This window comes from Phyllobacterium sp. K27 (assembly GCF_054796155.1).
Map to the genome: position 1 here is coordinate 2,333,977 of NZ_CM139240.1, position 25,807 is coordinate 2,359,783.

22 protein-coding genes are annotated in these 25,807 nt (G+C 52.2%); 11 read left to right on the plus strand and 11 right to left on the minus strand.

What is annotated here, in order from left to right; all coding sequences use genetic code 11:
* The 5 genes from eutB to ACYJL1_RS11385 all read left to right on the plus strand — a co-directional run bounded on the left by eutB (position 1) and on the right by ACYJL1_RS11385 (position 4,632).
* Positions 1-1,005, plus strand: coding sequence for a hydroxyectoine utilization dehydratase EutB (gene eutB, locus ACYJL1_RS11365; protein WP_460895509.1), 1,005 nt, complete (start codon positions 1-3; stop codon positions 1,003-1,005).
* On the plus strand, positions 993-1,985 hold the full coding sequence (gene eutC, locus ACYJL1_RS11370) for an ectoine utilization protein EutC (RefSeq protein ID WP_460895510.1): 993 nt from the start codon (positions 993-995) through the stop codon (positions 1,983-1,985). Before eutB ends, eutC begins: the two co-directional genes overlap by 13 nt.
* Before the next feature lie 33 nt (positions 1,986-2,018).
* Entirely contained in the window at positions 2,019-3,200 is a 1,182-nt protein-coding gene (gene doeA / locus ACYJL1_RS11375; RefSeq protein ID WP_460895511.1) for an ectoine hydrolase DoeA, read from the plus strand.
* 8 nt (positions 3,201-3,208) lie between these two features.
* The gene (gene doeB / locus ACYJL1_RS11380; RefSeq protein ID WP_460895512.1) at positions 3,209-4,213 is read left to right on the plus strand and encodes a N(2)-acetyl-L-2,4-diaminobutanoate deacetylase DoeB; all 1,005 of its coding nucleotides are present in this window, start codon (positions 3,209-3,211) and stop codon (positions 4,211-4,213) included.
* A gap of 164 nt (positions 4,214-4,377) precedes the next feature.
* Positions 4,378-4,632 carry a GlsB/YeaQ/YmgE family stress response membrane protein gene (locus ACYJL1_RS11385; protein WP_460895513.1) on the plus strand — a complete coding sequence of 85 codons (255 nt, stop codon included), beginning with the start codon at positions 4,378-4,380 and terminating at the stop codon, positions 4,630-4,632.
* Positions 4,633-4,707: 75 nt separating this feature from the next.
* Here the strand turns inward: ACYJL1_RS11385 and ACYJL1_RS11390 are convergent, their stop codons facing one another.
* Both ACYJL1_RS11390 and ACYJL1_RS11395 read right to left on the minus strand, forming a co-directional pair.
* On the minus strand, positions 4,708-7,794 hold the full coding sequence (locus tag ACYJL1_RS11390) for an efflux RND transporter permease subunit (RefSeq protein ID WP_460895514.1): 3,087 nt from the start codon (positions 7,792-7,794) through the stop codon (positions 4,708-4,710).
* Positions 7,791-9,014 (minus strand): efflux RND transporter periplasmic adaptor subunit, encoded by a 1,224-nt coding sequence (locus ACYJL1_RS11395; protein WP_460895515.1) that lies wholly within the window; start codon positions 9,012-9,014, stop codon positions 7,791-7,793. Before ACYJL1_RS11395 ends, ACYJL1_RS11390 begins: the two co-directional genes overlap by 4 nt.
* Positions 9,015-9,177: 163 nt before the next feature.
* On the opposite strand from ACYJL1_RS11395, the gene ACYJL1_RS11400 reads away from it, so the two are divergent.
* Entirely contained in the window at positions 9,178-9,726 is a 549-nt protein-coding gene (locus ACYJL1_RS11400; protein WP_460895516.1) for a TetR/AcrR family transcriptional regulator, read from the plus strand.
* On the opposite strand, the gene tgt is transcribed toward ACYJL1_RS11400, so the two are convergent.
* The 6 genes from tgt to gyrA all read right to left on the minus strand — a co-directional run bounded on the left by tgt (position 9,727) and on the right by gyrA (position 16,631).
* Positions 9,727-10,860, minus strand: a complete 1,134-nt coding sequence (gene tgt / locus ACYJL1_RS11405) for a tRNA guanosine(34) transglycosylase Tgt (protein WP_460895517.1) — start codon at positions 10,858-10,860, stop codon at positions 9,727-9,729. It abuts the gene before it with no gap.
* A complete protein-coding gene (gene queA / locus ACYJL1_RS11410) occupies positions 10,857-11,936 on the minus strand; it encodes a tRNA preQ1(34) S-adenosylmethionine ribosyltransferase-isomerase QueA (RefSeq protein ID WP_460895518.1) in 1,080 nt (359 codons plus the stop codon). Before queA ends, tgt begins: the two co-directional genes overlap by 4 nt.
* A 17-nt stretch (positions 11,937-11,953) precedes the next feature.
* A complete protein-coding gene (locus ACYJL1_RS11415; RefSeq protein WP_460895519.1) occupies positions 11,954-12,463 on the minus strand; it encodes a peptidylprolyl isomerase in 510 nt (169 codons plus the stop codon).
* A 24-nt stretch (positions 12,464-12,487) separates the two neighbouring features.
* Entirely contained in the window at positions 12,488-13,066 is a 579-nt protein-coding gene (locus tag ACYJL1_RS11420) for a peptidylprolyl isomerase (protein WP_460895520.1), read from the minus strand.
* 13 nt (positions 13,067-13,079) lie between these two features.
* Positions 13,080-13,574 carry a pantetheine-phosphate adenylyltransferase gene (gene coaD, locus ACYJL1_RS11425; protein WP_460895521.1) on the minus strand — a complete coding sequence of 165 codons (495 nt, stop codon included), beginning with the start codon at positions 13,572-13,574 and terminating at the stop codon, positions 13,080-13,082.
* A gap of 342 nt (positions 13,575-13,916) precedes the next feature.
* The gene (gene gyrA, locus ACYJL1_RS11430; protein WP_460898021.1) at positions 13,917-16,631 is read right to left on the minus strand and encodes a DNA gyrase subunit A; all 2,715 of its coding nucleotides are present in this window, start codon (positions 16,629-16,631) and stop codon (positions 13,917-13,919) included.
* 338 nt (positions 16,632-16,969) lie between these two features.
* Here gyrA and ACYJL1_RS11435 point away from each other — a divergent pair, with 338 nt between their 5' ends.
* The gene (locus tag ACYJL1_RS11435; protein WP_460895522.1) at positions 16,970-17,599 is read left to right on the plus strand and encodes a MarC family protein; all 630 of its coding nucleotides are present in this window, start codon (positions 16,970-16,972) and stop codon (positions 17,597-17,599) included.
* A gap of 20 nt (positions 17,600-17,619) precedes the next feature.
* Here the strand turns inward: ACYJL1_RS11435 and ACYJL1_RS11440 are convergent, their stop codons facing one another.
* Positions 17,620-18,915 (minus strand): NAD(P)/FAD-dependent oxidoreductase, encoded by a 1,296-nt coding sequence (locus ACYJL1_RS11440; protein WP_460895523.1) that lies wholly within the window; start codon positions 18,913-18,915, stop codon positions 17,620-17,622.
* Positions 18,916-19,022: 107 nt separating this feature from the next.
* A complete protein-coding gene (locus tag ACYJL1_RS11445) occupies positions 19,023-19,643 on the minus strand; it encodes an NAD(P)H-dependent oxidoreductase (protein WP_460895524.1) in 621 nt (206 codons plus the stop codon).
* Between the two features lie 79 nt (positions 19,644-19,722).
* Here ACYJL1_RS11445 and ACYJL1_RS11450 point away from each other — a divergent pair, with 79 nt between their 5' ends.
* Positions 19,723-20,349 carry a TetR/AcrR family transcriptional regulator gene (locus tag ACYJL1_RS11450; RefSeq protein ID WP_460895525.1) on the plus strand — a complete coding sequence of 209 codons (627 nt, stop codon included), beginning with the start codon at positions 19,723-19,725 and terminating at the stop codon, positions 20,347-20,349.
* A gap of 90 nt (positions 20,350-20,439) precedes the next feature.
* Here ACYJL1_RS11450 and ACYJL1_RS11455 read toward each other — a convergent pair whose 3' ends face one another.
* Positions 20,440-20,961, minus strand: coding sequence for a single-stranded DNA-binding protein (locus ACYJL1_RS11455; RefSeq protein ID WP_460895526.1), 522 nt, complete (start codon positions 20,959-20,961; stop codon positions 20,440-20,442).
* Between the two features lie 433 nt (positions 20,962-21,394).
* Here ACYJL1_RS11455 and uvrA point away from each other — a divergent pair, with 433 nt between their 5' ends.
* The 3 genes from uvrA (at position 21,395) to ACYJL1_RS11470 (ending at position 25,756) form a co-directional block, all read left to right on the plus strand.
* Positions 21,395-24,316, plus strand: coding sequence for an excinuclease ABC subunit UvrA (gene uvrA / locus ACYJL1_RS11460; protein WP_460895527.1), 2,922 nt, complete (start codon positions 21,395-21,397; stop codon positions 24,314-24,316).
* Positions 24,317-24,375: 59 nt separating this feature from the next.
* Positions 24,376-25,176 carry a DUF72 domain-containing protein gene (locus ACYJL1_RS11465; RefSeq protein WP_460895528.1) on the plus strand — a complete coding sequence of 267 codons (801 nt, stop codon included), beginning with the start codon at positions 24,376-24,378 and terminating at the stop codon, positions 25,174-25,176.
* A 241-nt stretch (positions 25,177-25,417) separates the two neighbouring features.
* Entirely contained in the window at positions 25,418-25,756 is a 339-nt protein-coding gene (locus ACYJL1_RS11470) for a P-II family nitrogen regulator (RefSeq protein WP_008123000.1), read from the plus strand.
* The last annotated feature ends 51 nt before the right edge of the window (positions 25,757-25,807 follow it).

Consider the following 25,807-nt stretch of genomic DNA (forward strand, 5'->3'; position numbering starts at 1 on the left):
ATGACTGCAAATCTGGTCAGCATAGCCGATATTGAAGAAGCACGTGATGCAATTGCGAGCAAAGTCATGCGGACGCCAATCGTTCAGTCCGCATTTCTTACCCAAAAACTGGGTGTTCCCGTCTGGCTAAAGCTTGAACACCGGCAGACGACAGGAAGCTTCAAACTGCGCGGTGCGACCAATGCATTGAGCCAGCTTTCCGAGGCTGAAAAGCAACGTGGTGTGGTCGCGGCGTCAACTGGGAACCATGGCCGCGCACTTGCCTACGCCGCTCAACTGGAAGGTATACGGGCAGTTATATGCATGTCCCGGCTTGTCCCCCAAAATAAAGTCGATGAAATTCAGCGCCTTGGTGCTGAAATTCATATTGTCGGTAAATCGCAAGATGACGCACAAGATGAAGTTGAGCGTTTGATCCGGCAGGACGGGTTGGTGATGGTGCCACCTTTCGACAATGCCCACATCATTGCCGGGCAAGGAACGCTCGGGCTTGAGATTATCGAAGATGTTCCCGATGCTCATACGGTGCTGATTCCCTTGTCCGGTGGCGGGCTGGCCTCCGGCGTCGCCTGTGCGATCAAATCGAAACAGCCGAATACAAAAACCATTGGCGTTTCAATGCAAAATGGCGCCGCTATGCATGCAAGCCTCAATGCGGGTAGGCCTGTGCTCGTAGAGGAAAGTGAGAGTCTGGCGGATTCTCTTGGTGGTGGTATCGGCCTTAATAATCGCTTCACCTTCGCCATGGCTCGTGACCTTCTTGACGATGTAATTTTATTGACCGAGCGGGAAATCGCAGCTGGCATAAGCCATGCCTATCAACATGAGCGCGAAATCATTGAAGGCGCTGCCGCGGTCGGCATAGGAGCGTTGCTCGCTGGCAAAGTGCAGGCGCGTGGACCGATCATTGTCATTCTATCCGGTCGCAATGTCGATATGGATCAGCACAGGCGCGTTGTTTGTACTGATGCTGTAAATGAAAAGGCTGTGCCATGCCCCGCATGATCATCTTGACCGAAACAGAGTTACGGAAGATCGTATGGCTAGATCTCGATGCAGTGGCCTGCGTTGAAAATGCCTTTGAGGCGCTCGCAACCAAAGCAGTGGCCATGCCACCTGTCCTGCGCCTCGACATCCCGGAACATCGGGGTGAGGTAGATGTCAAAACTGCCTACGTGCCGGACATCGACAGTTTTGCCATAAAGATCAGCCCCGGCTTCTTCGACAATCCGAAACTTGGCTTGCCAAGCGTCAACGGAATGATGGTTTTGCTCAGCAGCAAAACCGGGCTGGTTGAGGCATTGCTTCTCGATAATGGCTATTTGACCGATGTTCGTACCGCCGCAGCAGGTGCAGTAGCAGCCAAACATTTGTCGCGCCCCGACTCGAGCGTTGCGACGATTTTCGGTGCGGGTGTACAGGCGCAATTGCAGTTGAAAGCGCTCACTCTTGTTCGCCCTATCGAGAAGGCTTGTTTTTGGGCTAGGGATCATGACAAAGCCGAACAGGCTGCAGAAAATGCAAGCAAGAAGTTCGGTTTCCCGGTTAAAGCGATTGCCGACCCGGAACATGCTGCTGCTCTTGCAGACATTATTGTAACGACTACGCCCTCACCACAACCCCTTCTGCAAGCTGCGTGGCTACGGCCCGGGCAGCATATCACCGCGATGGGTTCGGATGCCGAGCATAAGAATGAGCTGGCACCAGACGTCATAACAAAAGCGGACCTCTACATTGCTGACAGCCTCAAGCAGACCCGTGTTCTGGGCGAACTGCATCACGCAATCGAAGCAGGGTTAGTCCGTCCAGATGCAGCCTATGGCGAGCTCGGGGCAGTGATTGCAGGTTCCGCCAAAGGCCGGACGTCACCATCAGAAATTACGTTGGCTGATCTAACGGGTACGGGAGTGCAGGACACAGCTATCGCCACGCTGGCGCGGGAGCGTGCAGCCCGTGCAAATGCTGGAACAAGTTTCGAGAGTTGATAGGGGCCTTTGCCCAAGCATGAGGAAATAGAAATGACCGGACCTAACCTGAAGTTCACGAGGCAGGAATTTGCTGAAAGATTGAAGAAGACCCGCGCCGCAATGCAAAAGCGGGGAATTGATCTTTTGATCTGCAGCGACCCATCCAATATGGCGTGGCTTACCGGATATGATGGCTGGTCGTTCTACGTTCATCAAGCTGTGCTCGTGCCGCCTGAAGGAGAGCCCATCTGGTATGGTCGCGGACAGGATGCGAACGGCGCGAAACGCACTGCCTATCTGAACCATGACAACATCATTGGCTACGCGGACCATTACGTGCAGTCCACTGAACGCCATCCCATGGATTTCCTTTCGCAAACCATCGCAGAGCGCGGCTGGGACAAACTCACCATCGGCGTCGAGATGGATAATTACTGGTTTTCCGCCGCCGCCTATGGCTCGTTGCAAAAACATCTGCCCAATGCACGTTTCGTGGATGCAACTGCTTTGGTGAATTGGCAGCGCGCGGTTAAGAGTCCGACGGAAATTGACTATATGCGCAAGGCTGGACGTATCGTTGAACTCATGCATCAGCGCATTGTCGACAGGATCGAGCCCGGAATGCGTAAATGCGATCTCGTGGCAGAGATTTACGATGCGGGAATTCGTGGAACGCCTGAGTTTGGCGGCGACTATCCTGCCATTGTGCCCTTGCTTCCTTCCGGTGCCGATGCTTCGGCACCTCACCTCACCTGGGATGATAAACCAATGAAACTTGGTGAAGGGACATTCTTTGAGATCGCTGGTTGCTACAACCGTTATCATGTACCGCTTTCACGTACTGTCTTTCTCGGAAAACCTACACAGGAATTCCTGGATGCAGAAAAAGCCACGCTCGAAGGTATGGAAGCAGGTCTTGCGGCGGCAAAGCCTGGCAATACCTGCGAAGACATCGCAAACGGTTTCTTTGATGTATTGAAGAAATACGGCATCGTGAAAGACAATCGCACCGGCTATCCAATCGGCATCTCCTATCCACCGGATTGGGGCGAACGCACCATGAGTCTCCGCCCCGGCGACAAGACAGTGCTTGAACCAGGTATGACATTCCATTTCATGACCGGGCTTTGGCTCGAAACCATGGGTCTTGAAATTACCGAAAGCATTTTGATCACCGATACAGGCGTTGAATGTCTCGCCAACTTCCCGCGCAAACTCATCGTCAAGAATTGAGGCAATCAATGCAGTCAGTAACCCTCAGGCCCTCGCCTGTCTCGCCGACTATTGATCTTGATAAACAGGGCGTGCAGCATGGGTTTTTGAGATTGCCATACAGTCGTGATGACTCTGCGTGGGGATCTGTCATGATCCCTATAGCGGTTTTGCGTAATGGAGATGGACCGACAGCACTTTTGACAGGCGGCAATCACGGTGACGAGTATGAGGGCCCGATAGCACTGTTCGATCTTGCCCGGACACTCGACATCAACGCCGTCAATGGTACCGTCATTATTGTCCCCGCGATGAATTATCCGGCATTTCAGGCAGGCACGCGAACATCGCCTATCGATAAAGGCAATATGAACCGAAGCTATCCTGGAAAGCCGGATGGGACAGTGACACAGAAGATCGCAGACTACTTCACGCGGGAATTGCTCCCGCGAGCCGATGTGGTGCTGGACTTTCATTCAGGCGGAAAAACGCTTGATTTCGTGCCTTTTGCTGCTGCTCACATTTTGCCTGACAAAGCTCAGGAAGCCAAAGGGTTTGAAGCCGTTAAGGCCTTTTCCGCCCCATGGTCCATGCGGATGCTGGAGATTGATGCAGTTGGAATGTACGACACGACCGTTGAGGAAATGGGCAAGATATTTGTCACCACTGAACTTGGCGGCGGCGGCACGGCTCGCGCCGAAACGATCAAGATAGCAAAGCGTGGTACAGCAAACTTCTTGCGGCACAGCGGTATCCTCGCTGGCAACATTGAGCACCACGAAACCCGTTGGCTTGACATGCCATCTGGTGACTGCTTCTCATTTGCAGAAGATGCCGGCCTGATCGAAACCATGATCGACCTTGGCGATGCAGTTCAGGAAGGGCAGTTGATTGCTCAAATCTATCCTATTGGTCGCACTGGCACTGCTCCTGCGGAGATAAGGGCCAGACTAACCGGCGTTCTCGCAGCGCGACACTTTCCCGGTTTGGTTAACCCGGGCGATTGTGTAGCGGTTGTTGGAACAGTTGATTAACTGGCGACTTGCCGACTGGGTCGGGTATAGCCCTCAACAAGTTTCGTTATCCAAACCGCTTCGCTCGGCGTAAACTTCGTCTTGATGATTCTCTTGCCGAATAGGGATTGAGGAATCCTGGCCTGCGAACCATCGTGGTGAAATCGGTTTATGGAGAACTTGATATGGGCGGAGAAGGCCTTCTCGTATTTCTACTGGTTGGACTGATTGCTGGCTGGCTTGCCAGCATGTTGGTTCGCGGCGGTGGCTTTGGCCTCGTCGGCGATCTTGTCGTCGGCGTGATCGGCGCTTTTATTGCAGGCTTCCTGTTTCCAAGGCTCGGCGTTTCATTGGGTGCAGGGATAATCGGACAGATTATAGCTGCAGCAATTGGCGCAATTATTCTACTTGTGATCATTCGCGCCGTTAAACGCGCCTGATTACTTAACTTCAAAAAAACAAAAGCCTCCGCACCGAGTTGGTGCGGAGGCTTTTGTTTGTAACGGCCCTCTTTGCTAACTGTGGCCCGGTTGGGGAGCGGTATTGGCCGCAGGCTCACCATGACCAGCCTCGGACTTCAAATCCTTTCTGGAAATGAAGGTGTAGAACATCGGCACCACAAAGAGCGTGAAGATCGTTCCGACAATAATACCGGAGAAAATCACCAATCCGATTGAGTATCGCGCCGCAGCACCTGCCCCGGTTGCTGTGATCAAAGGGATAACGCCCAAGGCCATAGCTGCTGTCGTCATCAAGATCGGACGAAGACGAGTCTTTGCCGCCAGAATGATCGCATCATGCCGTGAAATGCCATGAAGCTCACGCTGCTGATTGGCAAACTCCACCATCAAAATACCGTGCTTCGTAATCAGCCCGACAAGGGTGATCAGTCCGACCTGGGTATAGATGTTTAGAGTCCCCAAGCCGAGGTTCAGCGGTACAATCGCACCGAAGATCGACAGCGGAACCGACATCATGATGATGAACGGATCGCGGAAGCTCTCAAATTGCGCCGCAAGGACAAGATAGATGACGACCACAGCCAAAGCGAATGCGATCAGGATTGTGCTTCCCTGTTCGATTTCCAGACGGGATTGACCGGAATAATCCAGGAAGAATCCATCTGGCATCAATGGTCGCGCAGTATCGATAACTGTTTGCAGGCCTTGACCCGTTGTCACGCCCGGCAAGGGCAGAGCCGAAATTGTTGCCGAATTCAGCTGATTGAACTGCTCAATTGCAGCAGGCGAAGCATTCTCGCTGATCTTGACAACTGCGGACAATGGAACCATCTCCCCCGACGCACTCCTGACGAAGTACTGCCCCAGCTTATGTGGGTTGGAGCGGAAATCCTGCGGCACCTGCGGATAGATGTCATAGCTGTTTGAGTCGCGATCGAACTTCGACACCTTCGGCTCACCCACCAATAGTCCAAGCGTCTGACCTATTTCACTCACAGGAACGCCCAAAGCGGAAGCCCTGTCACGATCAATCGTGATGGTGACCTGAGGTGCATTGAAGGATAGCGAATTCTGCACAATGATGAACTGACCAGAGGCCTGCGCCTTGTTCTTGATCTCTTCTGCGACCTCAAACACCTTGTCAGCCGGTCCGGTAGATTGGATGATCACCGAAATAGGCAAGCCACCGCCTGTACCTGGCAATGTTGGAGGCGAGAAAATGAATGCCTCAGCGCCGGCTACCGGCGCAATGCGAGCTTGCAGTTCTTCCTGCAATTGCTTCTGTGACTTGTCGCGCTCAGACCAATCTTTGAACACCCAGATTGCAAATGCAGAGTTTGTTGTACCCAGTCCAAGAATATTAAAACGGGCTTTCAGTTCGGGCAAATCTTTGGTCAGATTGTCGATCTGATCTGCATAAAGCTTTGTGTAGGCAGATGTAGCATATTGTGGAGCATTCACGAGCGAGAACAATGCACCGGAGTCTTCTTCCGGAGCCAGTTCAGAAGACGTCTTGGTGAACAGAAAACCGGTCAAGGCGACCAGTGCAATAACAATGAACAAAGTAACCGGGCGGAACCCCAGTGAGCCCGCAACGCGCCGTTCATATGCCCCTTCAAGCCAACCAAAAGCACCGTCGACGATCCGTTGGAACCGGCTGTGATTACCGCCGCGAAGCAGCAAGGCGCACATCATTGGCGATACAGTCAAAGCTGCTACGCCGGAAATGATAACCGAACCTGCGAGTGTGAATGCGAACTCGCGGAACAATGAACCAGTCAGACCACCTGTGAAGCCCAGCGGGGCGAAAACGGCAGCCAGTGTCACAGTCATGGCGATGATGGGACCGGTGATTTCCTTCATACCGCGCAATGCGGCATCAATTGGCTTCAACCCCTCTTCAATGTGGCGATGGATATTCTCCAACACCACAATCGCATCATCCACCACAAGCCCGATCGCCAGAACCATCGCCAAAAGCGACAGCAAATTGATCGAATAGCCAAGCAGGAACAGGAAGAAGCACACACCGATAAGCGAGATCGGGATTGTTACTACCGGAATAATAACTGACCTGAATGAGCCAAGGAACAGCAAAATAACCGCAACAACGATCAATACCGCTTCAATGACAGTCTTCAACACTTCTTCAATGGACGAACTGATCTGCTCGGTCGCATCATAAAGCATGGTCATAGTCATGCCTTCAGGAAGCGATTCCTGAATAGACGGAAGCTCTTCACGAACAGCAGCTGTCATGTCAATCGGGTTAGCTGCCGGTGTCGGGAAAATGCCGAGAAACGTACCGCTCGAACCATTGAAGGTAACCACAGTGTCTTTGCTTACCGCACCAAGTTCGACACGAGCAACGTCACGCAAGCGGACGATATTATCGCCTTCGGATTTGATTGGCATAGCACCGAACGCTTCTGGCGTCTGCAATGTCGTCTTTAGCGTGATAGGCGAAGCAACGTAGAGATTTTTCACCTTGCCTGGAGCGGAAAGAAAGTTGGACTGATTGATCGCTGTCAGAATTTCCGTTGCGGTTGTACCGCGAGCAGCCAGCTTGATCGGGTCGATCCAGACACGCATCGAGAATACTTGTCCACCCAGAATCTGAGCGTCAGCAACACCTTGAATCGTCGACATGCGCGGTTGAATAACGCGCTCGAGATATTCGGTGATCTGCTCACTGGTCATATTGGGGTTCTGCACGGCGAGATACATCGTCGCGAAATCCTGACCCGTTCCCTTCGTAATGATGGGATCGTCGGACTCTTCAGGCAGATCACCACGAACCTGATTGACCTTGGAGATAACCTCGGTCAATGCGGCATCGGGATCGGCACCAAGCTTCATCTGTACAGTAACTTTACTGGACGATGGCGACGAGGAAGATGTCACATAATCGATGTTTTCAGTCGTCGTTACCGCTTTTGCGATAGGCGACGAAATGAAGCCCTGCATCAGATCCGCGCTTGCGCCGGCATAGGCTGTTGAAATGGTGATAACCGTTTCCTCGACCTTCGGATATTCGCGAACAGACAAGTTCACGAGGCCCTGAGCGCCAAGCAGAATGATCATCAAAGCTACAACCGTCGAGAGAACCGGACGGCGAATGAATATCTCGGAAAAATTCATTTCTTTGGCAGTCCTGCATCGGTTGTATTTGCGGGGTTAACGGAGTTGTCGATCTTGACAGCAGCGCCTGGACTCAGGCGATTTTGACCAGCAGTAACAACGATATCGCCCTTCTTCAGGCCCTTGGTGACTTCAACCAACAATCCGGAGCGACGGCCGGGCGTAACGAAGACTTGCGCTACTACGAGCTTTTCTTCTTTCTTTTCGCCGTCAGTCGGCTTTGCTGCATCTGCCGGTTGTGCGTCGTCAGGCTTTCCAGCATCTTCCGGTGCGGCACCTTCAGCTGGCTTCTTGTCTTCGGGAGCAGGCCGAACAACAAATACATAGTCGCCATACAAGCTGGAAACGAGCGCCGTCTGAGGCAAAGTCACAACATTCTCTTCCTTGGGAAGTGTCACGCGCACCTGCGCAAATTGACCGGGGCGAAGCTTACCTGAGGTGTTTTCAACTTTGGCGCGTACAGAAACGAGACGTGTCGAGGGATCAATCCGTGGCTCAATAGCCGTAATGACTCCATCGAAGCTCTCATCATTATCTGTCAGATTGAGCTTGATCGGCTGATCAATATTGATTGAATCAAGTGATTGCTCTGGCACTGTAAAATCAACGCGCATTGTATCGAGATCCTGCAACGAAACAACGACTGTGCCCGGCGACAGATACTGACCAAGTTCAATGCGCGGAATACCGACTGTACCCTTGAATGGTGCCTTAATAAGCTTTTGATCCAGAACAGCTTGCAGTTTGGCGATTTCAGCCTTTTTGGCTAAGGACGCCGACTGCGCCTCATCCACGCTGGAAACTGCACCAACACCACGTGTATTCAGCGTACGTGCGCGTTCCAGGGTTTGATCAGCCAGCACATCCTGTGCCTTTGCGGCAACAATATCTGCCTTTTCGATGGCATCGTCGAGCTGCAACAGCGGCGCGCCCTGTTCAATCATCTGATTGGCTTTGAAAGGAATGTCCTTAACAATTCCTGCAACCTCGACAGCAAGCTCGACACCCTGAATGGCATTGACCGTGCCGATTGCTTCAATGTTTGGCGTCCATACGCCAGGCTCAACCGTGTAAGTTGATACGGGAGCGGCTGGCTGCTGCATGGTAGCGAAGAAATCTTTGATGGCTTTCTCCCGGAACAGATTGAATCCTACCAATCCAACACCGAGCAATACGACCAGGATCAGAACGATCACGGGGACTATGTAACGCTTAATCATGGGGGAAATCGCTCCGGAACAAAACAATGGCCAGCAAAACTTCTGCCAGCCTGTCATATGAGAGTAACGCAATGTGGACTTGATTGCCACATGCAAAGTACTGTACCGTCTGGACGGTATTGTCAATATCCGTTGGCAAGTTGATTACAACGAAAGTTTTAGAATGAAAGCGGACACGCTCTCCACCAAGGATAAAATCCTGCAGGCAGCAGCCGAAATCACCATGGAAGTGGGGCCTGTCAATCTTTCGCTTGATGCGGTGGCGCGTAGAGCAGGTCTTTCAAAGGGCGGACTTCTTTATACTTTCCCGACCAAGGCAAAATTGCTGGAAGCGCTTGTAGAACATCACATGGCGGAGTTTGACGAATCACTGAAGAAGGAAGAGGCCGCCAGAAATCATAGCAAGAATAGCGTTATTCTCGCTTGTATCGCGGTGTTCAGGGCGGAGTTTCTCTGCAATGAGCCGGAACCTTCCGGCATACTCGCCGCCATCGCCAATGACCCTACATTTCTCGATCCGATCCGCCGCTATAACAAGCAGTTATTGCAGCGTATTCGCGAAAATTCCGAAGATCCGACTCTTGCATTGATGGCGTTTCTTACCATTGAGGGCATGCGCAGTTTGAAGCTGTTCGAGATGGAAGGTTTGAGCCGCGATGAACAGATTGCAACAATTGATCGTTTGAAATTATTGTTTGAATCGGCGGATTGATTACACAACTGGAATGTCGCCCGTTGCCCATGCGGTTTGTGTTTCACTCATAAAATCATCAAAGCGTGTCGCTTCGATTGCGCTTCGCACGCCCTGCATCAATTGCTGGTAATAGGCCAGATTGTTCCAAGTCAGCAACATTCCGCCAAGCGCCTCGCCTGATTTGACGAGATGATGAAGGTAGGCGCGGCTATAATCGCGTGCCGCCGGGCAAGTCGACTCTTCGTCAAGCGGACGGTGATCCTCCGCATGACGCGCATTGCGCAGATTGACCTTGCCTCGCCGGGTGAAAGCCAAGCCATGCCGCCCTGCCCGTGTTGGCATCACGCAATCGAACATGTCGATACCGCGTGCGACTGACTTCAGAATATCGTCAGGTGTACCAACACCCATCAGATAGCGGGGTTTTTCCGTTGGAAGTTCCGGACAAGTCACGTCAAGCATATCGAGCATGACTTCCTGTGGTTCGCCAACCGCAAGCCCACCTACCGCATAGCCCTTCAAATCCATGGCTTTGAGCGCTTGTGCCGAGCGGATACGCAAATCTGGAATATCCCCTCCCTGCACGATGCCAAACATTGCCTTGCCAGGTTGAGCGCCAAACGCAATTTTGCACCGCTCTGCCCAACGCAGCGAAAGCTCCATAGCGCGTTGAATGTCTTTCGGTGTGGATGGCAGCGCGACGCATTCATCCAACTGCATCTGGATATCGGAATCCAGCAACCCTTGAAGTTCGATTGAACGTTCAGGGGTCATTTCATAGGCGCGACCATCAATATGAGAGCGGAAGGTCACGCCCTTCTCGTCAAGCTTGCGCAATTGCGCCAGCGACATAACCTGAAAACCACCGGAGTCGGTCAGGATTGGTCCGGGCCATCGGGCAAAATCATGCAGACCACCCAATTTGCCCACGCGTTCCGCACCGGGCCGCAGCATCAAATGATACGTATTCCCAAGAATGATATCGGCCCCAAGATCGCGCACCTGATCCATATACATGGCTTTGACAGTGCCCGCCGTGCCAACCGGCATGAATGCTGGTGTGCGAACAGTGCCGCGTGGCATGGTAATTTTACCGCGCCGCGCCTTGCCGTCCGTTGCTATCAGTTTGAATTCAAAATTTTCGCTTGTCATGATGCGGATCGCCATAACAGGCTTGCGTCACCATAGGAATAGAAGCGATAGCGGTTTTTGATCGCATAGTCATAGGCGGCGTGCATGCGCTCAAAACCACTAAAAGCCGAAACGAGCATGAACAGGGTTGAGCGCGGCAAATGAAAATTGGTCATCAACATGTCCACAGCGCGAAACTGATAGCCGGGGGTAATGAATATGTCGGTCGGCCCGGACCAAGCCTTTATGGTTCCGTCAGCATCCGTCGCACTTTCAAGCAAGCGTAACGATGTTGTGCCGACAGATATAATGCGCCCGCCCCGCGCTCTTACGGCATTCAATGCCTGTGCGGTAGCCGCATCGACCGTGCCGATCTCCGCATGCATCTTATGATCAGCCGTGTCATCGGCTTTAACCGGCAGAAAGGTTCCAGCGCCGACATGCAGCGTGACGAAATGCTCTTCAATTCCGCGCTTTTTCAGATCGGCCAACAATTCCGGAGTAAAATGCAAGCCAGCGGTCGGGGCAGCAACGGCACCTTCTTCACGGGCATAGACGGTCTGATAATCCGACTGATCGCGTTCGTCTTCTGCTCGTTTGGAGGCGATATAGGGCGGCAATGGAATGTGGCCGACAGCTGCAATTGCTTGATCAAGATCGGGGCCACTAAAATCAAACACGAGCAATGCCTCGCCAGCATCACCCTTTTCGGCAACAGTCGCCTGCAATGAACCGAGCAGGCAGGCATTATTGCCATGCCCGAAATCGATACGCTCGCCCTGCTTGATCCGTTTTGCCGGGCGCAGAAAGGCTTTCCAGCGATCAGGCCCGGCTCGCATGTGCAGCGTTGCGCTTATTTGTGCTTTAACGCCTTCGCGCTCACGATACCCTTCAAGCTGCGCCGGTATCACCTTGGTATCATTGAATACTAGTGCATCACCCTTCCGAAGAAAATATCCGAGATTACGCACTGTACTGTCTTGAAAATCGGAACCATCATTCTTCACAAGCAAAAGCCGCGCTGAATCGCGCGGCTCTGCTGGTCTCAATGCAATGTTGTCTTCCGGCAGGTCGAAATCGAAAAGATCAACACGCATAATGGATAAACAATGCCTTATTCAGCGTCAGCTGCAACGCGCATGGAAACGATTGAATCAGGATCCTGCACCGGCTCGCCACGCTTAATTTTGTCAACATTGTCCATGCCTTCAATGACCTGACCCCAAACCGTATATTGACGATTGAGGAAACCCGAATCGTCGAAGCAGATGAAGAACTGGGAATTGGCAGAGTTCGGGTTTTGCGAACGGGCCATCGAGCAAGCACCCCGGCCATGATTGGCGTTGGAAAATTCAGCCTTCAGGTCTGGCTTGTCCGAACCGCCCATACCGGCGCGCGATGGATTGAACGAGCTGCCGCCCTGCTTGCCAAACTTGACGTCGCCGGTCTGCGCCATGAAGCCGTCGATGACGCGGTGGAATACCACGCCGTCATATGCGCCTTCGCGCGCCAATTCCTTGATGCGCTCGACATGGCCAGGTGCGAGGTCCGGATAAAGTTCTATAACAACATTACCCTTCGTTGTTTCGAGAAGGATTGTATTTTCTGGGTCTTTGTAAGCCATTTGAGGCAATCTCCTTGTTAGTAATTATTGGCCAACTGTGACCTTGAGCATCTTGTCGGGGTTTTCGACAGCACCATTATCCGCCTCAGAACCCTTCTTGATTTTGTCTACGGCATCCATGCCGCTCGTTACCTTGCCGACAACCGTGTACTGGCCATTCAACGAAGGATATTCGGTGAACATGATGAAAAACTGTGAGTTGGCCGAGTTCGGGTTCTGCGAACGGGCCATACCGACCACGCCGCGAACAAACGGCTCCTTGGAAAATTCGGCGGGAATATCGGGACGAGTTGAACCGCCAGTACCTGCCGCGCTTTGATTATAGCCCTTTTCCGTGTTGCCGTATTGGACATCGCCGGTTTGAGCCATGAAACCGGGAATCACACGGTGAAACACGACATTATTATAAGCACCTTCCTTGGCGAGCGCCTTGATCTGTTCAACATGCTTCGGCGCAAGGTCTGGAAGCAACTCGACCTTGACGTCACCATCCTTGAGTTTGATCGTCATTGTGTTGGCATCGTCAGCCCAGCTCGAGCTTAGCGTAACAAAGGACAGAGACGAAACGGCAGCAACAAGCAATGCTGTGCGGAATACGGACATGAAAGTCTCCAGATCAGGATTTGAATTTAGTCTTGAGCGCATCAGCGACAAGCGCGGGAACAAAGTGCCGGACGTCACCGCCCATAGCTGCAATCTGGCGAACTAATGTGGCAGTAATTGTGCGCACGGATGGATCGGCAGGCAGAAACACTGTTTGCAGTTCAGGTGCCATTTTGCCGTTCATTCCAGCCATCTGCATTTCGTAATCGAGATCGGTACCGTCACGCAACCCGCGTACCATGAGAGAGGCTTGGTGTTTACGGGCAGCATCAATGAGCAATCCATCAAATGCGACAACTTTGATCCTGGCACCATCCTTGCCAAATACATCCAGAGCAACCCGCTTAATAAGGTCCACGCGCTCTTCAAATGTGAACAAAGGAGCTTTGCCCGGATGGATTCCGATGGCGACGAACACTTCGTCAGCAAGTCTCAGCGATCCTTGCAAGACATCCATATGGCCATTGGTGATCGGATCGAATGATCCGGCATAGATTGCTATCGTCATGAGCGCTTACTACCGGTTTTACCGAAGGGTTTCAATGGCCCGTACCCATTACCGTGAATGGTAGATGAACAGGCAGATCAGTAAGTATTCATCCGCTCTCAACTATGTGTGAACCTCGATGGTGAAACCATTTCATAGTTACCGCGTTATTAACTATGAAATGAATAGCAATGATCCTGAAGGGAACGACCAATGTTTATTCTTCTGAGTATTGCCATGATGATTGCAATGATCGTGTCCGCTATCATTATGATTGTGGAAGAAAACAAGAAACGGGAAGCCCCTTTAAGAACTTCCCGATTTGGTGTTTATCATACGCGCGACAACTAAGACTGTCGCGTGCTATTCTTCGCCAGCACCATCATCTGAAGCTGGTGTGACCACTTCTTCAGACGTTGCATCATCCTCAATGTCTTCGGACTCGGTTTCAGAAATCCGCTCCACCGAAACAACCTTTTCGCCATCAGCAGTATTGAAGATGGTTACGCCCTTCGTAGACCGCCCAGCAATGCGAATTCCGTTTACCGGAACGCGAATAAGTTGCCCCCTATCAGAAACCAGCAGAATTTGATCTGCTGCAGCGATCGGGAATAGCGCAACCAGCTTGCCAATCTCATCAGTCTTCGATGTATCGGTCGCGCGGATACCCTTGCCCCCACGGCCCGACACGCGGAACTCGTAAGATGACGAGCGCTTGCCATATCCGAACTCGCTGACCGTCAGGACGGTCTGTTCCCGATCCCGGAGCTCTGCATAACGTTCAGCTGAAAGGCTCGTCAATTCAGCCGCCTCCTCGCCAACGAGCGCAATTTCCTCAACATCATCAGCGCCCTGCGCCCTGCGCTCTGCCGCCGCCTGTTTCAGATAAGCTGAACGCTCTGCCGGACTTGCGTCAACATGGCCAAGGATTGCCATTGAAATGATCTTGTCGCCAGGGGCAAGGCTGATGCCGCGAACGCCGATGGAATTACGCCCGACAAACACGCGCACATCCGTTACGGGGAAGCGTATGCACTGACCGCCTGCTGCGGTTAGCAGCACATCGTCAAATTCATTACATGTATCAACGCTGAGAATTTCGTCACCGTCTTCCTCAAGCTTCATCGCAATTTTACCGTTGCGATTAACCTGCACGAAGTCCGACAACTTGTTGCGACGGACTGTACCGCGTGTTGTCGCAAACATGACGTCGAGATTTGCCCAGCTGGCCTCATCCTCAGGCAGTGGCATGATCGTGGTAATGCGTTCGCCCTGTTCGAGCGGCAGCATGTTGATCAAAGCCTTGCCGCGTGACTGCGGCGTCCCAATCGGCAAGCGCCAGACTTTTTCCTTATAGACAATACCGCGTGACGAGAAGAACAGCATTGGCGTATGCGTATTGGCAACGAACAGCCGTGTTACAAAATCCTCGTCCTTCATCGACACACCAGAGCGGCCTTTGCCGCCACGGCGCTGCGCACGATAGGTCGCAAGCGGTACACGCTTGATGTAACCGGCATGGCTAACCGTAACCACCATGTCTTCGCGGGCAATGAGATCCTCATCGTCCATATCGGCTCCGCCTTCCGTCAGGACAGAGCGACGCGGCGTACCAAACTCATCGCGAATTGCAATCAACTCATCCTTGACGATTCCCATAATGCGGGTACGCGAGGCGAGAATTTCAAGATAATCGGCGATTTCAACGCCGATCTTGTTCAATTCATCAGCGATTTCATCGCGTCCGAGAGCAGTCAGTCTCTGCAAACGCAGATCAAGAATGGCGCGGGCCTGCTCTTCGGACAAATTGTAGGTATTATCGTCGTTAAGCGTGTGACGCGGATCAGCGATCAATGTGATCAACGGCGCAACATCATTGGCGGGCCAGCGGCGTTCCATCAACTGGTCACGAGCTGTTGCCGGATCTGGAGCCTTTCGGATCAGGGCGATAATTTCGTCGATGTTCGCTACAGCAATAGCAAGACCAACCAAGACGTGCGCGCGATCGCGAGCCTTGCGAAGCAGGAACTTGGTACGACGGCTGACTACTTCTTCACGGAAACTGACGAAAGCCCGCAGAATATCAAGCAGATTCAACAGACCCGGCTTGCCACCATTCAATGCCACCATATTGGCGCCAAATGATGATTGCAGCGGGGTAAAGCGGTAAAGCTGGTTCACGATTACATCAGCAACCGCGTCACGCTTCAATTCGACCACAACACGATAACCGTCGCGGTCAGACTCATCGCGAATGTCCGAGATGCCTTCGATCCGCTTTTCGCGAACCAGATCGGCCATCTTCTCGATCATCGTCGCCTTGTTTACCTGATAAGGCACTTCAGTAATGATGATGGCTTCACGGTCGCCGCGCATGCTTTCGATAGCAACCTTGCCGCGCATCAAAATAGAGCCGCGACCGGTACTGTAAGCCGACATGATGCCAGAGCGACCAAGGATCAAACCGCCAGTCGGGAAATCCGGACCCGGAATATATTCCATCATTTCCGGCAATTCGATTGCCGGATTGTCGATCAGGGCAACACAACCATTGATAACTTCAGCCAGATTGTGCGGCGGCACATTGGTCGCCATACCAACGGCAATACCGCCGGAACCATTGACAAGAAGATTTGGGAATCGCGCTGGCAGGACCGTCGGCTCCTGCTCACGACCGTCATAATTATCTTGGAAATCAACGGTTTCTTTGTCGATATCGGCAAGCAGCGATTCGGTGACTTTTTCCAGACGGCATTCCGTATATCGCATGGCGGCAGGACTATCACCGTCAATGGAACCGAAATTTCCCTGCCCATCAACGAGCGGGTCGCGCAACGACCAATCCTGCGCCATACGTACGAGCGCATCATAGATCGAAGCATCACCATGGGGATGGTATTTACCCATAACCTCACCGACGACACCGGCAGACTTCCGATATGATCGGTTCCAGGAAAGGCCCATTTCATTCATCGCATGAAGGATACGGCGATGGACCGGCTTCAAGCCATCGCGCACATCGGGCAGCGCACGGCTGACAATCACGCTCATCGCATAATCGAGATAGGAACGCTGCATCTCCTCGATGATGGAAATGGCTTCAATACCGGAACCAGGTCCGGTCTTGTCGTCTTCTGGGCCAGGAGGTGGAGTTAAGTCAGACACGAGGCACTCATCTTTCGAATAGAATCAATCTTTGATCTTATAGCGGCTTTCCAAACCAAATGCCAATTATCGCGCCGGTAATGCACAGATGAAAACCTTTTAATATCAATGACATAAAATGGAGTTTCTCATGCGGTGAAAAACTTGCCTAATAAATCTCATCATTATCGACGCTGGATGGCAAATCCGGTAAGTTAAGGTGGGGCAGCCATGGGCTTGCGTGACATAAATCAGAAAAGAAAAGCAAAATCGTGGCGTTATATGACACAATTCTGAATGCGCTCGTGACTCTGATGGTCACGATTGATCCACCGGGGCTCGCGCCGCTTTTCCTGGCCCTTACGCAAGGTATGAACCGCAAGGAACGTGGCCAGGTTGCGCTGCGCGCCAGCATCACTGCATTCGTCGTGCTTACTGTCTTTGCAATTGCGGGCGCTCAAATATTGGCACTGTTCGGCATAACGCTTGGGGCATTCCGCATTGCCGGTGGCCTGCTTCTTTTCTGGATCGCCTTCGAGATGATTTTCGAAAAACGTCAGGATCGAAAGGAAAAGAGCGCCGCGGTGGCGATCACCAAGGATCACATCCGCAATATTGCTGCTTTCCCCTTGGCAATTCCGCTCATCGCCGGCCCCGGAGCCATATCGGCGACGATCCTTCTGGCAGGCACAATGTCAACGCCAGCTTCACGCCTTGCTTTGATTGGCGTTATACTCGTGTGCATACTCGCGGCCTATCTGGTGTTTTTCGTTGCAGAGCGCGTTGACCGCTTTCTGGGTGAAACAGGCCGCTCGATCCTGACACGTCTGCTGGGTGTCATTCTTGCCGCGCTGGCGGTGCAATTCGTTGCGGATGGCATCAAGACGTTCATAACGGTTTGATGATTTGAGGCGCTTACTTGCTATAGTGGCCTGTCTTCTTCTGCCGCCTCCCGCTGAGTAATCAAGCGCGCGCTACGTGCGCCTGTCACCGATATCCACAGCCAGCTTAGAGCAACCGCAAGTCGATTACGCACACCGATCAAGAAGTAGATATGTGCCAATCCCCATAACCACCAGGCGGTGTAGCCTTTAAACTTGATGAATCCGAAATCCGTAACGGCGGCTCGCTTGCCTATCGTCGCCAGATCGCCTGAATGTCGATATCGGAATGGTTTTGATGTAGTATCACCAGCGAGACGCGCCTTAATGATTTTCGCAACATGCGCGCCTTGTTGCTTGGCGGCAGGTGCTATGCCCGGAACGGTCCCTTTGTCGCCGTTTGCGACCGTTGCGGTATCGCCAATGACAAAAATTTCAGGATGGTCTGGAACTGTAAGATCAGCATTAACAACCAGACGTCCTGCCCTGTCAGCCGGTGCGTTCAACCATTTTGCTGCCGGGGAAGCTTGTACACCCGCTGCCCAGATGATTGTTTTCGCCCGTAAGGAATGGCCTGCAAATTCCACGCCATCTGCGTGGCATTCGGTCACCGGATTACCGACATGCACAGTAACGCCAAGCTTCTCAAGCGCCCGCTTGGCATAGGCAGAAAGATCCTCGTTGAATGCGCCCAGAACACGCGGACCGCCTTCAATCAGCACGACACGGGCCGCAGCCGGATCAATCACCCGGAAATCACCCTTCAATGTGTCGCGTGACAAGTCAGCCAGAGTTCCGGCGATTTCCACGCCGGTTGGTCCGCCACCAATAATCACAAATGTCAGCAGTTCTGCGCGCTTTGCCGGATCAGGCTCGCGTTCAGCTTTTTCGAATGCCGTAAGAATGCGCCGACGGATCATCGTGGCATCCTCGAGCGTCTTCAAGCCAGGCGCATAAGATTCCCAATCATCATGACCGAAATATGCGTGTCGCGCACCGGTTGCCAGAACGAGGGTGTCATAGGAAATTACCTCGCCATCGAGCGTGGAAACCGTCCTTGCGACAGCATCAACCCCGTCAACTGTGCCCAGCAACGTCTTCACATTCTTGAATTTGCGCAAAAGATGCCGGATTGGCCAAGCGATTTCGGACGTGGCCAGTGTCGATGTAGCAACTTGATAAAGCAGCGGCTGAAATAGATGGTGATTGCGTTGATCGATCAGCGTTATATCAATATCGACATCACGCAGATTTTGAACTGTGACCAGACCGCCAAAGCCTGCGCCGACGATAACAAGACGATGGCGGGGTGCAACTGGTGTTTCGACTTGCGTCATAATCGGTCTCCGATGCACTTGCCCAACTGGTCTAACAGACCAGTTGTCCTGCGACAATTGCATCGGATGCCGAACAGCAATGCGTTATTGATGGAGCCATTGGCGGTTCAGGCAGCCACTGTTGATCGGATCTGCATATGCTTATCGAAGAGGGCCGCACCAATATTCCGCGCAGCATCAAACTGTTGGCGCGGATCTAGCGAGTCTGAATCCAACAAACGTGTCGATGACATCACAGGAGCGCCACAATAATCAAAGATTCCGTGATCAATTTGTGTCTTCATGGCGATATCGTATCCATGCTTTTCATACGTGTTCGCATCTGCACCTCCGATGCCGACGAGGTGGATTTGAAGATGGCCAAGCTTCTTGCGTAACTTCCCATCAAAATTGTCGTCATATGCCCAACCATTCGAAAAAACACGATCGATCCAACCCTTGAGCAGGCCAGGCATTGACCACCAGTAGACTGGAAATACGAGTACCAAACTGTCTGCCCGGTCTATTCGCGCTTGTTCAGCTGCTATATCGGATGGTGTAGTGACCCGCAAGCGATGGGTCGCAAGATCAGCTTCGGTGAATCGCGGATCAAAACCTTCTGCGGCAAGGTCAGCGATTTCGAATGAATGGTCCGAACTGGATTGCACCAGCCCCTCACCGATCTTTAGAGCAACGCTATTGGTCAGCGATTTGGGTTCGGGGTGCGAGGTGACAATGAGTGCGTGCATTTGATGACTCCATGATTAGAGATTGTGCAACTGCGTAAAACCTTATATACTTTTAGTAAGTTACTTTTGGTATATAGCGATGTCAAGCACAAAACCTTCAAACTCCTCATCCCCAGCAGTCCCGCGCCAGCGTCTTTCACGGGAAGCACGCCAGCGACAATTATTGGATGTTTCATGGAAATTAATTCACGACGAAGGCACAGAAGCGTTGACGCTCGGGAGACTGGCCGAGTTGTCGGGTGTAACAAAACCCGTCGTCTATGATCATTTTGGCACGCGGCCGGGACTACTCGCAGCCCTTTTTAAGGAGTTCGACGCGCGTCAGACTGCAATAATGGATGCGGCGCTTGAGCGTGCCGCCGCTAATCTTATCGACGTCGCCAAGATGATCGCCTCATCCTATGTTGATTGTGTTCTCACACAGGGGCGCGAAATTCCCGGAATCACTGCTGCACTGAAGGGGTCACCGGAACTTGATAAGATAAAGCACGACTTTGAGACAGTCTTTATAGAAAAGTGCAGACACCTTTTAAATGCGTTCTCCGGCGCACAGGGCGTTTCTTCGGCCGGGTTGTGGGGGATGCTTGGTGCTGCTGAAGGCTTATCGAATGCCGCAGTCAATGACGATATCTCTCCTGCACAGGCAAAAGAGGAACTCTACGAGATCATCATTTCACTGGTCGAAAGAGCCGGAAAACTAGCTTGATTGTCTAGCTTTCCAAAACAAACATCGGGCAGTCCTTGAACCACCCGATGCCTGAATTGACTGAGATTTGACACCAGCGTTCTATTTTGATCAGAACGGAATTTCATCATCGAGATCGCGTGAGAAATTACCGCCGCTCGAGCTGGAAGAACTCCCCGCACTGGACCGACCGAAGTCGGAACCACCACGATCGTCATTTACCTGACCGCGCCCTGAATTCCCCTCGAAAGAGCGTCCCCCGCCAGATCCGGCACCTTCACCGCGGGAGTCAAGCATCTGTAACTCACCACGGAATTTTTGCAGCACAACTTCCGTTGAATAGCGATCATTGCCCGTCTGGTCCTGCCATTTACGGGTCTGAAGCGCGCCCTCCAGATAAACTTTCATACCCTTTTTCAAGTACTGCTCGGCAACTTTTGCAAGATTGTCATTGAAAATGACAACGCTGTGCCATTCGGTCTTTTCTTTGCGTTCGCCGCTATTCTTGTCGCGCCAGCTTTCCGAAGTCGCGATACGCAGATTCACAACGGGATCACCCGATCCCAGCCGCCGGACTTCGGGGTCAGCGCCAAGATTTCCGACCAAAATGACCTTGTTGACACTGCCTGCCATGTTCAAAACTCCACAAATTCCAATTTTAAATTTTGCCTATCATACAGAAGCCATGGGCGTGGCGGGCAATTGATTGCCACTATCCACAATATACACCTCCTGCCAACATCGCCTATCACTTGCTGCAATCACGCTCCTGCCAGATTTGTCAGGAGACATTTTTCGTTTGTACAACCGACTACACCAGCTGAAAGTGCTCATTTACGATCAATTCGTGGCCGGATACATCCCAATGCAACGAGAGCTGGTATCAATAATATTTGTTCTTTCTTTGTTCTAACACTTGCTCTAATAATGTCAACATGGCTATGGTGATTCAGGATGCTGGGCAAAGTCCGGCCTCGCAAATTATCCATAATGCACTAGATAAAGGGAACCCTTCTCTCCGAGAACAATTCCCCACAACAGCATGCCCTCTCAAAGGCGAACCAACATGAGCGATCAGAAGTACATTTCCATTCGCGGCGCGCGCGAACATAATTTGAAGAACATTGATCTCGACCTGCCGCGCGACAAGTTGATTGTCATGACCGGCCTGTCTGGTTCGGGCAAGTCCTCGCTCGCCTTTGATACGATCTATGCGGAAGGCCAGAGGCGCTATGTCGAAAGCCTGTCGGCCTATGCACGGCAGTTTCTGGAAATGATGCAGAAGCCGGATGTCGATCAGATTGATGGCTTGTCTCCGGCAATCTCGATCGAACAAAAGACAACCAGCCGCAATCCGCGCTCCACGGTTGGCACCGTCACCGAGATTTATGACTATTTGCGCCTGCTTTATGCGCGTGTCGGCGTGCCTTATTCACCCGCAACAGGTTTGCCTATTGAAAGCCAGACTGTCAGCCAGATGGTGGATCGCGTCATGGCGCTTGAGGAAGGCGCCCGTCTGTTCATTCTCGCACCCATAGTGCGCGGGCGTAAGGGCGAATATCGCAAAGAGCTTGCCGATTTGCAGAAACGCGGTTTTCAGCGTGTGAAGGTCGACGGCATATTTTATGAGATTGCTGATGTTCCAGCGCTGGATAAGAAATACAAACACGATATTGACGTTGTGGTTGACCGCATTGTGGTCCGTCCGGATATTTCTGCGCGTCTGGCGGACAGTCTGGAAACTTGCCTGAAGCTCGCAGACGGCATTGCTGTGGCAGAATTTGCCGATAAGCCTCTGCCTGCCGACGAGACATCCAGTGAATCTGCCAATAAATCCAAAAACGAAACACATGAACGCATCATGTTTTCGGAAAAATTCGCCTGCCCTGTCTCGGGTTTCACGATTTCAGAGATTGAACCGCGCCTGTTCTCGTTCAACAATCCTTTTGGTGCCTGCCCGACCTGCGATGGTCTCGGCACTCAAAAGGCCATTGATCCGACAATGATCATTCCGGATGAGTCCCTGACATTGAAGAATGGTGCAATTGCACCCTGGGCGAAATCGAGTTCTCCTTATTATAGCCAGACATTGCAGGCATTGGGCGAAGCCTATGGTTTCAAGCTTGGCGAGCGTTGGCGCGACCTGAATGATAATGCGCGCGAAGCCATACTTTATGGTACCGGCAGCCGCGAAATCGCATTCTCCTACGATGATGGTTTGCGTTCCTACCGTACGACCAAATCATTTGAAGGCGTTATTCCTAATCTGGAGCGCCGGTGGAAAGAGACGGACTCCGCATGGTCGCGCGAGGAGATCGAACGTTTCATGTCCGGCACACCCTGCCCGGCCTGCAAGGGTTATCGTTTGAAGCCCGAAGCTCTTGCCGTTAAAATCGGTGGCCTGCATATTGGTCAGATCACTGAAAAATCCATTCGTCATGCGGATGCCTGGTTCAGTGACATCGATAAGAGCTTCAACGAGAAGCAGACGGAAATTGCTGCGCGCATTCTTAAAGAAATCCGCGAGCGCCTGCGCTTCCTGAATGATGTTGGCCTCGACTATCTGGCGCTTTCACGCAATTCAGGCACCCTCTCCGGCGGTGAAAGTCAGCGTATCCGGCTCGCATCGCAGATTGGCTCTGGTCTTACGGGCGTTCTTTATGTTCTGGACGAGCCATCCATTGGCCTGCATCAGCGGGATAACGAGCAATTGCTAAAGACCTTGCGCCACCTGCGGGATCTCGGAAATACAGTTATTGTGGTCGAGCACGACGAGGATGCGATTTTAACCGCTGACTATGTGGTCGATATCGGGCCTGCCGCCGGTATTCATGGCGGTCAGATTATTGCGAAAGGCAGTCCAGCGGATATTATGGCCAGCCCGAAATCTTTGACAGGCAAGTATTTGTCGGGCGAAGTCGAAGTGGCTGTTCCAGCGGAACGTCGGAAGGTCGACAAGAAGCGTATCAAAGTTGTCGGTGCGCGTGGCAACAACCTGAAAAATGTCTCGGCGGAAATCCCGCTCGGCACTTTCACGGCTGTAACGGGCGTATCGGGTGGCGGAAAATCCACATTCCTTATCGAGACATTGTTCAAAGCCGCATCGCGGCGGATCATGGGCTCGCGGGAACATCCCGCAGAGCACGACCATATTGAGGGTTTGGAGTTCCTGGATAAGGTCATCGATATCGACCAGTCACCCATCGGACGCACCCCGCGATCCAATCCCGCCACCTATACGGGGGCGTTTACACCCATCCGAGACTGGTTTGCCGGTTTACCGGAAGCCAAGGCGCGCGGCTATCAGCCGGGCCGTTTTTCGTTCAATGTCAAAGGCGGGCGCTGTGAAGCCTGTCAGGGTGATGGTGTTATCAAGATTGAAATGCACTTCCTGCCCGATGTCTATGTCACCTGTGACGTATGCCATGGCAAGCGCTATAATCGTGAAACGCTGGAAGTCCTGTTCAAGGGCAAGTCGATTGCCGACGTCCTTGATATGACTGTTGAAGAAGGTGCAGAATTCTTCGCTGCGGTTCCGGCTGTTCGTGACAAGTTGCAGACCCTGGCGAAGGTTGGTCTCGGCTATATCCATGTCGGCCAACAGGCAAATACACTTTCCGGCGGTGAGGCGCAGCGCATCAAGCTTGCGAAGGAACTGTCCCGCAAGGCTACAGGTCGTACCCTTTATATTCTTGATGAGCCAACAACAGGCTTACATTTCCATGACGTAGCAAAGCTTCTTGAAGTTTTGCATGAGCTAGTGGATCAAGGCAATACTGTGGTCGTGATCGAGCACAATCTGGAAGTCATCAAGACTGCCGATTGGGTGATCGACCTGGGGCCGGAAGGTGGCGACGGAGGCGGTGAGATTGTGGCGGTTGGCCGCCCTGAGGATATTGTCGATGCCGAACGATCTTATACAGGCCAGTTTCTGAAGGAGCTTTTGCGCCGTCGTCCAGGACATAGGGTGCAAGCAGCGGCCGAATAGTCGAGCACTTCTTTTCAGGATGCCATTGCGTTAGTTTGGATATGGTCAGGGAGGAAACTATGACTGCAGGAACCATTCGGGCGGGCATTGGCGGCTGGATTTTCGAACCATGGCGCGGGACGTTCTATCCGGAAGGTCTGTCAAAGGCCAAAGAGCTCAACTATGCGGGGCAGCATCTCCAGACAATAGAAATCAACAGCACCTATTATGGGACACAAAAGCCCGAAACCTTTGCCAAATGGGCTGGCCAGGTGCCAGATGGTTTCATTTTCTCCGTCAAGGGCAATCGTTTTGTCACCAATCGCAAGGTGTTGGCGGATGCGGGCGAGTCCATGGAACGGTTCATCAAATCAGGATTGGCGGAGCTTGGAGACCGTTTAGGACCCCTCATTTGGCAGTTTGCGCCGACAAAGAAGTTCGACTCCGACGATTTCGGCGCTTTTCTGGATCTCCTTCCCCGAAAAGAAGCGGGCTTGCCGCTGCGTCACGCTATCGAAGTCCGTAATCCATCTTTTATCGATCCTGAATTTATTGCCTTGGCGCGCAAGAAAGACGTGGCCGTCGTCTATGCGGAGCATTTTGAGTATCCAGAAATTGCTGATGTGACATCGGATTTTATCTATGCACGCCTTCAAAAGGGTGATGACACTATTGAAACGGCTTATACAGCCGAGGCCCTGGATAAATGGGCAGACCGGGCAAAGCTCTGGGCAGAAGGCAACGTCCCAGACGATCTTCCCTTGGCTGCTCCGGATGACAAAGCGGCAGTGCTTGCGCGGGACGTATTCATTTATTTCATTCATGAAGGCAAAATGCGCGCTCCGCAGGCAGCACAAGCACTTGCAAAACGAATTAAGTAAGCCGCAGCACCTGCATCGCCTAATAAAATTGCAACATGCCTAATTTTTAGCCCGAACATTCCTTTCATTTGTGCACCACTGATTGAATTCGACCGATGAGAATAAGAAACCGTCTGTCAAAGCGGCTTTAAATAGCTGTTTCAAGATTATTCTTCAAAAGCCATGGAATTGGCACGCTTCATGCTTTTATGATGGGCAAGCGGGCATAGGCCCGCCGGTTATATAGGGAGATCGATCTCTGATGAAGAAAATCGAAGCCATCATCAAACCGTTCAAGCTGGACGAGGTGAAAGAAGCACTGCAGGAAGTGGGGCTTCAAGGCATCACGGTCACTGAAGCCAAGGGCTTTGGCCGTCAAAAAGGTCATACGGAATTATATCGTGGCGCAGAATATGTCGTCGACTTTTTGCCGAAGGTAAAAGTGGAAATTGTCCTTGGTGATGAGTCCGTCGAAGCTGCAATAGAGGCAATTCGCAAGGCTGCTCAGACTGGACGTATCGGCGACGGGAAAATCTTCGTCTCCAATATCGAGGAAGTCGTTCGCATTCGAACCGGTGAATCCGGTATCGACGCCATCTGATCCAACTGTTGCCGGGCGATGAATCCGGCACCCAATCATCGCGCTTAATAA

Coding starts and splice junctions, on each gene's coding strand:
- gyrA (WP_460898021.1), bottom strand. CDS start 16,631: ATGCAGCGTTCCTATCTCGATTATGCGATGAGCGTGATTGTCAGCCGT.
- coaD (WP_460895521.1), bottom strand. CDS start 13,574: ATGACGATAGCAATCTATGCCGGATCATTCGATCCGATCACCAATGGC.
- ACYJL1_RS11450 (WP_460895525.1), top strand. CDS start 19,723: ATGTCAAGCACAAAACCTTCAAACTCCTCATCCCCAGCAGTCCCGCGC.
- ACYJL1_RS11465 (WP_460895528.1), top strand. CDS start 24,376: ATGACTGCAGGAACCATTCGGGCGGGCATTGGCGGCTGGATTTTCGAA.
- ACYJL1_RS11390 (WP_460895514.1), bottom strand. CDS start 7,794: ATGAATTTTTCCGAGATATTCATTCGCCGTCCGGTTCTCTCGACGGTT.
- ACYJL1_RS11420 (WP_460895520.1), bottom strand. CDS start 13,066: ATGTCCGTATTCCGCACAGCATTGCTTGTTGCTGCCGTTTCGTCTCTG.
- queA (WP_460895518.1), bottom strand. CDS start 11,936: ATGCGTGTTGATCTTTTCGATTTCGACCTGCCGGAAGACAACATTGCA.
- ACYJL1_RS11385 (WP_460895513.1), top strand. CDS start 4,378: ATGGGCGGAGAAGGCCTTCTCGTATTTCTACTGGTTGGACTGATTGCT.
- ACYJL1_RS11400 (WP_460895516.1), top strand. CDS start 9,178: ATGAAAGCGGACACGCTCTCCACCAAGGATAAAATCCTGCAGGCAGCA.
- eutB (WP_460895509.1), top strand. CDS start 1: ATGACTGCAAATCTGGTCAGCATAGCCGATATTGAAGAAGCACGTGAT.
- doeA (WP_460895511.1), top strand. CDS start 2,019: ATGACCGGACCTAACCTGAAGTTCACGAGGCAGGAATTTGCTGAAAGA.
- ACYJL1_RS11440 (WP_460895523.1), bottom strand. CDS start 18,915: ATGACGCAAGTCGAAACACCAGTTGCACCCCGCCATCGTCTTGTTATC.
- ACYJL1_RS11470 (WP_008123000.1), top strand. CDS start 25,418: ATGAAGAAAATCGAAGCCATCATCAAACCGTTCAAGCTGGACGAGGTG.
- ACYJL1_RS11445 (WP_460895524.1), bottom strand. CDS start 19,643: ATGCACGCACTCATTGTCACCTCGCACCCCGAACCCAAATCGCTGACC.
- ACYJL1_RS11415 (WP_460895519.1), bottom strand. CDS start 12,463: ATGGCTTACAAAGACCCAGAAAATACAATCCTTCTCGAAACAACGAAG.
- uvrA (WP_460895527.1), top strand. CDS start 21,395: ATGAGCGATCAGAAGTACATTTCCATTCGCGGCGCGCGCGAACATAAT.
- doeB (WP_460895512.1), top strand. CDS start 3,209: ATGCAGTCAGTAACCCTCAGGCCCTCGCCTGTCTCGCCGACTATTGAT.
- eutC (WP_460895510.1), top strand. CDS start 993: ATGCCCCGCATGATCATCTTGACCGAAACAGAGTTACGGAAGATCGTA.
- ACYJL1_RS11395 (WP_460895515.1), bottom strand. CDS start 9,014: ATGATTAAGCGTTACATAGTCCCCGTGATCGTTCTGATCCTGGTCGTA.
- tgt (WP_460895517.1), bottom strand. CDS start 10,860: ATGACAAGCGAAAATTTTGAATTCAAACTGATAGCAACGGACGGCAAG.
- ACYJL1_RS11455 (WP_460895526.1), bottom strand. CDS start 20,961: ATGGCAGGCAGTGTCAACAAGGTCATTTTGGTCGGAAATCTTGGCGCT.